The following is an 11,175-nucleotide window of genomic DNA, read 5'->3' on the forward strand; positions in this document are numbered from 1 at the left end:
CTCGTCGGCATCCAGGACGCCGTACTGCTTGCGCCAGCTGTAGATCGTCTGCTCGCTGATGCCGTGCTTCTTCGCAACCTCCGCGACCGGCGCCTTGTCCGCTTCGCGCAGGATCGTCACCATTTGCGCTTCGCTGAATCGACTCTTCCTCATGACTTCCTCTCGTCAAGGAAGCCATCCTCTCAAGTTTTAGATGGTCCGAAAATCTCCGGGCAGGTCAGCCAAGCCTGAAACCGTCGCCTACGATGCGATCATTGTCGCAGTGGCACATCGGCAGTTCAGGGAGATCGGCCCTGCTGCGCTACACCCTCTCGGCAAGCACTAGCATGTGCTCTACGTACTGTGCTGCACGAAGCGACGGACCTGCGGCGGTAAGAACCGGGGGCACGCCAGACTGAGCTTCCCCCTCACTGCACGGACAGACGCTAGCTGCTTTGGCGGAAGGCTTTCGCCCTCCGCCAGGCATCGGCGCTGAACACCCAGAGCACACCGGCCAGTAGGCCGCCGATAGCGCCGAGCGCCAGGAGCAGAGATTTCTTGGGTGAAACCGGCTTGTCGGTAGTGAAAACTTCCTCAAGCGCCTTCGCTGCTTGCGTAGCCGGCGCATCCAGAGCGGTTTCCAGCGCCATGACCATCTTTTTCTGACTGAAGGTTTCCTCTTCTTTCTGAATCTTCAATGAGGTCATCAATGCTATCTGGGTAAAACGACTATCTTTGGTGCCAGCAGCAGCGACCAGTTTCTTTAGCTCATCCAGATCGCGTTCCGCGCTGTCCAGCCTTTCGCGGGTAATCACCAGATCCGTGCGTATCCGGTTAAGCGCGGGCTTTGCCAATTCAGCGTGGATTGCGGTCAACTGGTCTATCGCTGCGCTGGCCTTCTTGCGCGCGGCTTCAGGGGTGTCACCGCTAACCCGCAATTCGATCAACGGAACCTCAGCGCCGACCGTCTCCTTTATTACCTGCAAGAAAAAATCTTTCGTCGCCCCGGTGTGGGTGAGGGCTTTCAGCCATTCCTGGTCGCCCAGCGCTTCGGCAACGCGGCGCTGAAATGCCGGGGTCTTCATCCGCTCAATCGCCTGAACCGGAGGCTCAACCGGTTGTCCGGTAACTTTAACCTGACCAACCTGACCAACCTGACCAACCTGACCAACCTGACCAACCTGACCAACCTGGACCACTGCCACGGCCTCGTACTTCGGCGGAATCAGGAAGATCGCCAGCGCCGCCCCCGCGATGCCGAGCACCGCGGCGCCGACCACTGCCAGCCAGCCCTCGCGCAGCATCTCCCAAAGGTAAAGGAGGCTGATCTCGTCGGCCCGCAAAATTTCGTTCTCGTTCATCAACGTTTCTTTCTCAATCCAGAATCAATGCACGACGGCTTCACCCTTGCCGCGCACCGCGATCGAACGGCACACCCAAGGCGCGTCGCCATGCCGCGCAGGAGCGTATTCTTGGGCACCGCTTCATCATGGCGTTGCGCGTACCTTTTTCAAACCGATGCCTGCTTCAATACCAAGTCCAGCACCGCGCACGTCTTGGCAATTTCCGCTTCGGTTAAAGTCGGGTGAATCAAAAACATCAGCGACGCCTGCCCCAATCGCCGTGCCACAGGCAGTGGTTGTGCCGGCCGCCAAGCGGTACCGTCGAAGGCTCTTTCCAGATAGACCTCTGAACACGACCCCTGGTAGCACGGCACGCCCAAGCGATTGACCTCGTCGACAATCCGGTCCCGCGTCCAGCCCGCTGCCAGCTTTTCCCGTTGAACATAGGCGTAGAACTTGTACTGCGCATGCACGCAACCGCTGTCAGCGGCGCAGTTTGCCAAGCAGCCCGGCTTACAGCGAAAAGCCGGGACGTGAATTGCCGGAAACCGTGCGCAAACCTCAGCCAGAGCCGCCGCATTGGCATTGCGCTGCACCGTCCAGTCGGCCAGCCGGCGCAACTGGATCCGTCCGATGACCGCCTGCATTTCCAACATCCGCCAGTTGGTTCCAAAGCTTTCATGCAGCCAGCGGAAACCTGGCGGATGCTGCCGTTCATAGACCGCCTCATAGCTCTTACCATGGTCCTTGAACGACCACATCGCCGACCACAACGCCTTGTCGTTGGTCGTAACCATGCCGCCCTCGCCACCGGTGGTCATGATCTTGTCCTGACAGAACGACCACGCGCCGACATGCCCGATCGCCCCGACGCTGCGCCCCTTGTAGCGTGCGCCGTGCGCCTGTGCGCAATCCTCGATCACCTTCAGTCCATGTTCGCCGGCCAGCGCCATGATCGGATCCATGTCACACGGCCAGCCAGCCAGATGAACGCAGATCACCGCCCGCGTGCGCGGCGTCAGCACCTTCGCGATTGTTCGAGCAGAGATGTTGCCGCTATCGGGCTCGACGTCAGCAAAGACTGGAACCGCGCCAGCATTGACCACACAGGAAACCGAAGCGATGAAGGTGCGTGGCGTCACCACCACCTCGTCCCCCGGCCCGACACCCAAGGCCTTGAGCGCCACATCCAGTGCCAGCGTCCCGTTGGCCAGCGCAATCGCGTGATCGACGCCGCACCAGGCGGCAAATTCACGCTCTAACTCGCGGCACTCCTGCCCGGTCCAGTAATTGACTCGGTTGGACAGAAGTACATCGCGAACGGAGTCGGCCTCTTCAATGGTGAAACTCGGCCATGGGGAAAACGGAGTATTCAACACAGCGACTCAGCCTTTCATTAACGGTCTTGCGGGGTTACCGACCACCGTGGTACCCGCCGGCACATCCTTCGTCACCACCGCGCCCATGCCGACCACCGCCCCTTTGCCAATGACCAGCGGCTGGCCGGGTTTGCCCTGTTTGATGATGGCGCCGGTGCCAATGTAGGCATGGTCCTCGATTATGACGTTTCCATTGCACTTGACTGCCGGTGCAAAGGTTACGTAGTCGCCAATGACACAGTCATGCTCAACATAACTATAGAGGTTCGCATGAAAATGTTTGCCGATCCGGATATTCGAAGTCAGCGTCACGAATGGGCAGAAAATCGCCCCCGCCCCAAACCGCACATCGGCCAATATCTCAACGTTCGTCGCAGTCACCGACCATGGAGAAACAGTATCATCGGCACAGCGCAACGCCAGTCGCTCCCGAATCGTACTGTTGGCAATAGCCAGAACCGCGTGACGTGTCTGGGCTGGCTCGGAGAGAAACTGGGCATACGTCATCACACGTTGCCCGTTGACAACCGGCGCATCGGGCTTGTCGTCCACAAACACCAACCGATCTTCCGGAATGCCCTGTCGACGTAACTGTTCCCGCGCCAAGGGCATTACACCTCTCCCGCATCCACTCACTCCATAAACAGCGAACAGATCCTGTGTCATCTACTTAACCTCAGTGGATGAACCGGTAAATTTTGACATCGTCACCTCGCCTGCACCGCTGATACCTTCACTCACAAAGACCTTCTTCACGGTCAGCAGCAGGATCTTCAGATCCACCCAGAATGACTGGTTATCGACGTACCACACGTCCAACTTGAATTTATCTTCCCAACTGATCGCATTTCGACCGTTGATCTGCGCCCAGCCGGTCACGCCCGGGCGGACTCCATGACGCCGCGCCTGCTCCTTTGTGTAGAGAGGCAGATACTCCATCAGCAATGGGCGCGGCCCGACTAGGCTCATCTCGCCCTTCAGCACGTTCCACAGTTCCGGCAATTCGTCCAGGCTGCTCGACCGCAAGCGAGAACCAAACGGCGTCATGCGTTCAGCGTCCGGCAAGGGGTTGCCGTTCACATCGATCGCGTCACGCATCGTGCGGAATTTGACCATTTTGAAAGGTTGACCGTAACGCCCCGGGCGAATCTGTTGAAATAGCACCGGGGAGCCCAATTTTCGGCGAATCTGCCAAGCTACGAGCAAGAGCACTGGCGACAACAGGATCAAGGCCAACAAGGAACAGATGACATCAAACAAGCGCTTCAGCATCGAATTCCCATTTCTTTCAGCATCACCGCATTCACCTTGTGCACATCGAATTTTTGCAACGCAAGCTTACGCGATTGCTGCCCCATGGATGAAAGCAATTCCGGAGAATCGATGAAGCGCCTCATTGCTGTTACAAGCGGCGCAATCTCCCTGACTGGCACCAAAAACCCGTTCACACCATCCACCACCGTTTCCCTACACCCCGGTGCATCTGTTGTGATGATTGCCCGCCCCATGGCCATCGCCTCAAGTACTGTCCGCGGCGTCCCCTCCCGATACGAAGGCAAGACATAGACACTCGCATCGGCAATGGCCGGCCGCACATCAGACACCCGCCCAAGAAACTCGATGGAACGCTCCTCAATCCAAGCGTCGAGCTCCTGCCCACTTATTGCATCAGGATTCTCATCAATCCAGCCCACCACTCTGAATCTTACGTCCGATCGCGTTAAGCGGACCACCCTAGCAGCTTCAACATACTCTCTGACCCCCTTATCACCGAGCAGCCGGGCGATAAGAAGAAACACGGGCTCAGCCGGAAGGGGCGCCACATCAAACGACGCAATATCGACACCGGAACCATTGAGCACCACCGATGATATATTCGGCTTCAGGATTCCACGTGCTCGAAAAAGTGCTTCGTCATCTGGGTTCTGAAAGAACACCTTGTGCGTCCGTGCCAAGGCGATTCCATACAATCCTTGAACTAGAGTGCGCAATGCGTTGCGCTGCCCCTCGCCTTGAAAGGAATAACCAAGCCCCGTGATCAGCGCATAGCGGTTTCTTACTCCAGTGAGCCATGCCGCGATCGATCCATAAATCACCGGCTTGATGGTATAGCCCATGACGTAATCAGGCCGAATCCAACGCATCAAGCCCCTCAATGCGAAAAGCGTTCTCAGATCGGCCAACGGGTTCATTCCCGCGCGACGTAGCGGTATCGAATGTACGACAAGCCCTTGCGCCTCGAGGCGTCTTCTCAGCTCGCCACCATCGGGCAAGTCAGGCGCAGCAACGTGCACAGCCAAGCCGCACTCCAGCAATGCCTGAATCAGGTGTCCGCGAAAATGCAGCAAAGAATCCGGAAACCCCCCAATCAATAAAAATTTCATTGAGCTTCCAGCCAAGCCTGAAACATCAAAACGTCCCAAAGATTGTGCGCCCGATTGCGGCGACCAGACAAATGCTCACTCCAGTTCTCGCGAATCGGTGCCGGGCGGAAATACCCTTCCCGCCGCAACCGCGCTTCATCGAGCAAATCCTCCGCCCACTCCCGTAGTGGCCCACGCAGCCAGTCATCCAGCGGAATACCGAACCCCATTTTCGGGCGCTCGATGAGCTCCTTGGGCACGTATCGGTAGAGCACCTGCCGCAACGGCCATTTCGTCTCACCATCACGCAACTTGTAGTCGAGCGGCAATGTCCAGGCAAACTCGACCACTCGATGATCGAGGAACGGCACGCGACTCTCCAGCGAAACCCCCATCGTTGCACGGTCCAACTTCGTCAGAATGTCATCTGGCAAATAGCTGGTCGCATCCAGCGCCATCATCCGTTCGACCGGGCTCAAACCTTCCAAAGCCGGCTGGATACCCATCGATTTAGTTAGTGGCTCATGCCCACCGACTACCCATGAGTCAGGCCGAATCCGATGGGATATCAAGCCGAGATACAGCTCGTCGACCGATCCGCTGGCTAGCACTCCGGCCCCCTTGTGCAGTTTGTCACCGAACATCGGATACCCCGATGCCCCAGGGATGAAACGGGCGAGCCAATCCCACCTGCCGGGCGAAACCGACGTAATACCCCTTGCCAAAAGCGAGCGAACTTCCTTGGGAATACGCTCAAGGCGACGCCACAGCCTGTCGGTCATCTGATAGCGGTTATAGCCTGAAAAAAGTTCATCGCCGCCATCGCCCGACAAGGACACAGTGACATGCTGGCGTGCCAACTGGCTGACTAGGAATGTGGGGATTTGTGACGAGTCTGAAAACGGCTCGCAGTACAACGTCGGCAAACGCGGAATGACATCTCGTGCCTGATTCGGTTGCACATACAATTCCGTGTGGTCAGTCCCGAGATGCTTGGCAACCGCTTTGGCATGTAGCGCCTCGTTATAGCCGGCATCGTCGAAGCCTATCGTGAACGTCTTGACCGGCAGGCTCGACTGCACTTGCATCAGAGCAACGACGGCAGAAGAATCGATCCCACCGGACAAAAATGCGCCCAGGGGAACATCTGCCACCATCTGTTGCCGGACTACGTCCTTCAGTAATTCGTCCAACTGATCGACGGCTGCCTCAGCCGATCCGGAGAAACGCTTCGCAACACCGGCACGCGCTACCTTCTCCAAACTCCAATATTGAATGATCTGCGGCTCCAACTGATCCAGTGACAGCGAGAGCATGCTGCCGGGATCCAATTTGCCAATACCTTCATAAATCGAATACGGGGCGGGGATGGCGTTATACCGGAGCAACAGACACAAAGCTCCCCGATCAATCCTGGCCGAGAACGAAGGATGCGCCTTAAGCGCCTTCAATTCAGAGCCAAACAGGAATGCCCTATTCGACCCTGACCCTTGCCAACCGTAATAAAGCGGCTTCTCCCCCAAGCGATCCCGCGCCAAAGTGAGCGTCCGGGAAATTTTATCCCAGACCGCAAACGCAAACATTCCAATCGTGCGCTCGACCGTCCTCCTAACACCCCAAACATCAAAACCGGCAAGCAACGTTTCGGTATCAGAATGACCACGCCAAGCGAATCCCCTCGTCACCTCCAAGTCGCGACGTAGATCCAGGTGGTTGTATATCTCGCCATTGAACGCAACGACATAGCGCCCGGATGGGGAATGCATGGGCTGGTGGCCCTCAGGGGAGAGATCGAGGATCGATAGACGGCGATGCCCTAATGCAACGCCCTGCTCCGCATCTGCCCAATACCCTGAATCATCTGGCCCACGAGTCTCGATTGAATCTGACATTCGCCGAACAATACTCAGGCGATCGAAAGACTGCGACGAAAGAAAACCGACAAAGCCACACATCAGTAGCTAATCCGTCTGCTGGCTGTGCTGGAGGAAGCAATAAAGTAACCAAAAATAAGCAGTATCCAAAACAATGGTTGCCTCCCATAAAAATGAAATGTTGCTTGAACTAACAAGGTGACGTACAAAGCCAGAACTAACCACGCCCTGCACCTAACCGAATAAAAAAGAAGCCATGCGCAATAAAAAGTCAGCGCAATGCCACCAAGCAAACCGTAGGCTGAAAGCCAATCAATAAGGAAATTGTGGGCCTCCATATTCTGGTAGGAAGCCTCTAAACCGCTATAGTGACCGGGCCCATGCCCAACAAAAACCGAGTCAGTCCAGGCTTCAAATCCGTGCCCCCACAACTTTACACGTACATCGCCCTGATCTGCTTGGCTACCTGCAGCATCCCCTTTGTATAAAGCCACAATAACAGGCCAAAAAATACCCGATAACACCAATGAAAGGAGCACCCTTCCGAAAAACTTAACCTCATTTAAATGAACAGCGCCGAACCAAACCCATCCCAAAAGAAAAAGAATGACGGCCGATAGGCCCCATCCAATAAAAAGCGCCTTCCCCAGCACGAACAGATTGATCGCTATCCCCAAGGCGATCTCTATCGCCGCGGACCATCGTCCCTTGAGGTTTTTGGCGCACGCAATTAGCGAAAAAAAAGGAACGGGCGCCAAGTAAAGAGCTAATTGATTCGGATTTTGCGAAAATGCTGAAAAACGATCGAACTGATTTTCATAAATCACCCAGTCCAGTGGACCTAAAAACAACTGCCCCAAAAAAAAACAAGAACACACCGACACGACTACTCGAGAATAAGACGAGGCAATGCGCAATACTTGCTCCGAATCCATCAACCAAATGCAAAGCAAAGAGAGAAAAACCCCAAGAGGAACTGCTACGGCATTACGAATGCCCGCGTCAAACCCCCGAGCATCAACCAACCCAGAATATTCCGTACTTATGAAAATAGTGAACGCAATAAGCAACAAAAAAAAAGTTATTGTATGACTTCCAGATATTTCACGTCGCCTGTAAGCGAGTAGTGACAGCGCAAACAAAAAAATAGCAACATCGCTCAATCTTGCGCCTGAAATTTGAACAGCAGTTGCGCTTGACAGAAAAAGCAACGTTGCTTGAACTATAAATTGCGCCATATGTAGACATCAGCCTTCAAGCACCGCGGCTAAAAAAACCAAAATCGCGGCTGAAAAAAAGAATGAAATTGCGCGCGCCCTCATAAACTCCTGCGAAACAGCATGAGCAAGAGAATTGTCTTCATCAACAATCCTAGCCAATTTTGGCTCCACAAAAACAACGGTCACCAATGTACCGAGCATACCAATTACCGGCACCAGCGAGATTATAAATAATCGATTATTTGGAAAATAAAAACAAAGGCCGTATGCGACAACAATCGCAGCGAATTGGACCCCTACGAAAACAGATGACACCCATGCGATCTTAACTCGGTAGCAAAAAAATCTTTCGAAATAGAAATAAAGCATTCCGGCACCATGCTGAAAAGCGATTTTTTTTCCCGGCACTGTTGCATTAATTGACACATTAATTCTTGAGAGCAGAAGAGAGGCCAGACCTCCGCAAATCAACGTCAAAGACAATGCAAGCACATACTGCCACCCAAGCGGATAGTGTCGTTCAACAATTAGGGACGCGAGCACACCGTAAGCCGCAACAAAGCCCCTTGAGGCGATCCCAAAATAATTGGACACAGCCACACCCTGCATATGACGGCCAATCCCAGCAAAATTGTATCTAACAAAAGATGCCAATGTCTCACAAAGCAGGTGAGACAAAAAAAGCAACGCAGCCAATGCCAGCAAAATAATCTGCATGGTAAATATCTTTACGATAGCAACCCTGAATTAAAAATCAACTATACGGTGTCCGAATCAAGATAACTTATATACCAATTTTTTCTATTGGCCACAACAGGCTCGATTTCTTTTGAAAAAGCACGAACACCAAAATGTAATTCAATAGGCCTAAGCCTCTCTGGGAAAGCCAAGAAACCGCACCTCCTATACGCTTCGTAGCTAGGCGAATGATCGAAACACCACGCCAATAAAATATCACAATTAGCGCGATATAACTTGTCAACCACATAATTCAATAAAGCCTCGCCTTCTCGTACAAAACCATCACCATACATCAAATCCATGATATACCCAACACTTCCCCCATGCTTTTGTTTTTGCGTAAAAAAACAAATTGCACGAAGATCCCCGCCCTCGCCATCGAAGATAGCAGCATTCGAATAAACCTCGCCAGGTTTCGAGAACAGGCGCCACTTCATGTACGACACATTACGATTCAATGCCACCCCAATGCTCTGCCTAAAGCCCTCCCAAAGCTCCTCATACCGGTGATCCAAAACAAAATTGTCTTTCAATACGTACCCTTCGTCCAAATCAAAAGGCCGCGACCGAATCCGTAAACCATCAAAAAGCGAGGAAAATCTCTTTAAAACTGGAAGCCTATCGATTAGGTAAGACACACTAATCGGGCGAACCAAAAACGGAACCGGATCTAGTTTTTGCCAACCAAGCTTATTGAAGAATCCATGAGCAGAATTACCATTGGGAAATCCATACACAAATGAAACCCCTTCATTAGCCGCTTTCTCATAGACAATGCTTGCATACTTATTAAACAGACCCTTCCCACGAAATTTGGGTGCCGTCATCGTATCTAAAGATTGAGAGCCCAGTATTGCACTCCCCGAACACAAAAATTCATTTTGAAATAAAGCATAGATACATGACACATCAGGATTATCCAAGGAACCGCCATCCAGCCCCAAGACAACCAGCGGCGAAACGCTTTGATTGCCGTCTAAATATTGCCAGCGCAAATACTCAGAACTTCGCGGACTACCATTTTTGTCAAAAAAACTCTTAAATAAATCCAGCTGACCAGCTGACCCCGAGAGCCATATATAAGAACTATTCATTTTCTCTCCGAAAAATTTTCATGCAACTCACGAATCGTGCAATTTGACAGATCTCCCATTGCAGCCAATTTCCCTGCGTACTGAATAATGGCCGAAAATGTAAACTTCATCCTTGGCGCAGTGATGAGATTGTGGGGATGGAACCACAGATGCACATGGCCACCATATCGAACCGCATCTTCAATCATATTTTTCCACCGCTTGATGGTTACAGAATCTGGAACCATGGAGCGGGGACCACTGGGCCAGTTCAAAAAATCACCGGCGGGCAGACCAGAAATATCATTTTCGGCGACAATTACCCCCCCTCGCTCTGACTTGGACGAAAGGTTGAATTCATTAATCACACGAAGATATTTATTGCTCATAAAACCTAATCTCCGCTCCGCAGACTCCCTGTAGCAAACGAAGCCGTTTCTGCTCATGAGATCAAGGTGTCCCACTGCATTTCTGGGAAAGACAATAGATTTTAGATTAAGTTTTTTTATCTCCGCGACTGCGAGCCCTGCCACAACCTCAAATTCGACAACATCTCTGGATATATTTTTTCCCAATGGATGATGAGAAAAACCATGCCAAGCAATTTCATGACCTTCTTTTCTTGCTCGCTCAAAAAAGTCCAAACCAATCCAGCCATCGAAATCATCATTCGATATCATCTTGCATATTGGCTCATACCATGAAAACCCTCTTTCACTCAACTCATGAAACTTCTCCAGGTACTCATTTATCACGCGCTCACCAACCGAAAACATTGATGTAAACGCGAACGACGCTTTTATTTCATTTTGGCTCAAAACATCGAATATATAGCCATAAGCCTCACGCAATTTAGAATCGGTTATCTTCCTGTTATTTCCAGTCAAATTATCGGCAACGCCCCATTTTCCCTCACAGTCAAGCGAAATAGTAAATGTAGCCTTCATGACCCCCACCATAATGCGCCTCAGTAGGCATTGAAAAACTGAATATTCCTGGTATTCCTAGGCACTCTGCAGCCGATTGAAATACTGCTTTTCGAACTCTACCGGAGAAACGTCGTTTGCATAGCCATGACGACGTTTCGGGTTGTAGAACATCTCGATGTAGTGGAAGACGTCGCGGCGGGCTTCGTCGCGGTCGAGATAGGTTTTGCGGCGGATTCGCTCCCGCTTCAGTAGCTGGAAGAAGCTCTCGGCGACC

Annotated in this window: 12 protein-coding genes; all 12 read right to left on the bottom strand. The window is 52.5% G+C overall.

Annotated elements, in window-relative coordinates:
- Window positions 1–153: transposase (locus GHK24_RS13325; protein ID WP_153468719.1), on the bottom strand; the 153-nt coding region annotated here is incomplete at its 3' end.
- 272 nt (window positions 154–425) lie between these two features.
- Complete coding sequence (locus GHK24_RS13330) at window positions 426–1,340, bottom strand: Wzz/FepE/Etk N-terminal domain-containing protein (RefSeq protein ID WP_153473375.1); 915 nt, start codon at window positions 1,338–1,340, stop codon at window positions 426–428.
- A gap of 149 nt (window positions 1,341–1,489) precedes the next feature.
- Window positions 1,490–2,701: a DegT/DnrJ/EryC1/StrS family aminotransferase gene (locus GHK24_RS13335; protein ID WP_340666199.1), complete on the bottom strand. Its 1,212-nt coding sequence runs from the start codon at window positions 2,699–2,701 to the stop codon at window positions 1,490–1,492.
- A 6-nt stretch (window positions 2,702–2,707) separates the two neighbouring features.
- A complete protein-coding gene (locus GHK24_RS13340; RefSeq protein WP_153473377.1) occupies window positions 2,708–3,367 on the bottom strand; it encodes an acetyltransferase in 660 nt (219 codons plus the stop codon).
- Window positions 3,368–3,973, bottom strand: a complete 606-nt coding sequence (locus tag GHK24_RS13345; protein ID WP_153473378.1) for a sugar transferase — start codon at window positions 3,971–3,973, stop codon at window positions 3,368–3,370.
- Window positions 3,967–5,085 carry a glycosyltransferase family 4 protein gene (locus GHK24_RS13350; protein WP_153473379.1) on the bottom strand — a complete coding sequence of 373 codons (1,119 nt, stop codon included), beginning with the start codon at window positions 5,083–5,085 and terminating at the stop codon, window positions 3,967–3,969. The genes GHK24_RS13345 and GHK24_RS13350 overlap by 7 nt, the downstream gene beginning before the upstream one ends.
- Window positions 5,082–7,019 (bottom strand): asparagine synthase (glutamine-hydrolyzing), encoded by a 1,938-nt coding sequence (gene asnB / locus GHK24_RS13355; RefSeq protein ID WP_153473380.1) that lies wholly within the window; start codon window positions 7,017–7,019, stop codon window positions 5,082–5,084. The genes GHK24_RS13350 and asnB overlap by 4 nt, the downstream gene beginning before the upstream one ends.
- On the bottom strand, window positions 7,019–8,176 hold the full coding sequence (locus GHK24_RS13360; protein ID WP_153473381.1) for an O-antigen ligase family protein: 1,158 nt from the start codon (window positions 8,174–8,176) through the stop codon (window positions 7,019–7,021). The genes asnB and GHK24_RS13360 overlap by 1 nt, the downstream gene beginning before the upstream one ends.
- 9 nt (window positions 8,177–8,185) lie before the next feature.
- The gene (locus GHK24_RS13365; protein ID WP_153473382.1) at window positions 8,186–8,875 is read right to left on the bottom strand and encodes a hypothetical protein; all 690 of its coding nucleotides are present in this window, start codon (window positions 8,873–8,875) and stop codon (window positions 8,186–8,188) included.
- A gap of 41 nt (window positions 8,876–8,916) precedes the next feature.
- On the bottom strand, window positions 8,917–9,993 hold the full coding sequence (locus tag GHK24_RS13370; protein ID WP_153473383.1) for a GNAT family N-acetyltransferase: 1,077 nt from the start codon (window positions 9,991–9,993) through the stop codon (window positions 8,917–8,919).
- On the bottom strand, window positions 9,990–10,919 hold the full coding sequence (locus tag GHK24_RS13375) for a polysaccharide deacetylase family protein (protein ID WP_153473384.1): 930 nt from the start codon (window positions 10,917–10,919) through the stop codon (window positions 9,990–9,992). The genes GHK24_RS13370 and GHK24_RS13375 overlap by 4 nt, the downstream gene beginning before the upstream one ends.
- Window positions 10,920–10,976: 57 nt before the next feature.
- On the bottom strand, window positions 10,977–11,175 hold a 199-nt coding region (locus GHK24_RS13380), incomplete at its 5' end, for an IS3 family transposase (RefSeq protein ID WP_153473385.1).

The sequence above is a fragment of the Rhodocyclus gracilis genome (genome assembly GCF_009617575.1).
Lineage (GTDB): Bacteria > Pseudomonadota > Gammaproteobacteria > Burkholderiales > Rhodocyclaceae > Rhodocyclus > Rhodocyclus gracilis.

Bases quoted from the DNA above. Each gene is read 5' to 3' on its own strand.
- GHK24_RS13330 (WP_153473375.1), bottom strand. From the start codon at position 1,340: ATGAACGAGAACGAAATTTTGCGGGCCGACGAGATCAGCCTCCTTTAC.
- GHK24_RS13340 (WP_153473377.1), bottom strand. From the start codon at position 3,367: ATGACACAGGATCTGTTCGCTGTTTATGGAGTGAGTGGATGCGGGAGA.
- GHK24_RS13345 (WP_153473378.1), bottom strand. From the start codon at position 3,973: ATGCTGAAGCGCTTGTTTGATGTCATCTGTTCCTTGTTGGCCTTGATC.
- GHK24_RS13350 (WP_153473379.1), bottom strand. From the start codon at position 5,085: ATGAAATTTTTATTGATTGGGGGGTTTCCGGATTCTTTGCTGCATTTT.
- asnB (WP_153473380.1), bottom strand. From the start codon at position 7,019: ATGTGTGGCTTTGTCGGTTTTCTTTCGTCGCAGTCTTTCGATCGCCTG.
- GHK24_RS13360 (WP_153473381.1), bottom strand. From the start codon at position 8,176: ATGGCGCAATTTATAGTTCAAGCAACGTTGCTTTTTCTGTCAAGCGCA.
- GHK24_RS13365 (WP_153473382.1), bottom strand. From the start codon at position 8,875: ATGCAGATTATTTTGCTGGCATTGGCTGCGTTGCTTTTTTTGTCTCAC.
- GHK24_RS13370 (WP_153473383.1), bottom strand. From the start codon at position 9,993: ATGAATAGTTCTTATATATGGCTCTCGGGGTCAGCTGGTCAGCTGGAT.
- GHK24_RS13375 (WP_153473384.1), bottom strand. From the start codon at position 10,919: ATGAAGGCTACATTTACTATTTCGCTTGACTGTGAGGGAAAATGGGGC.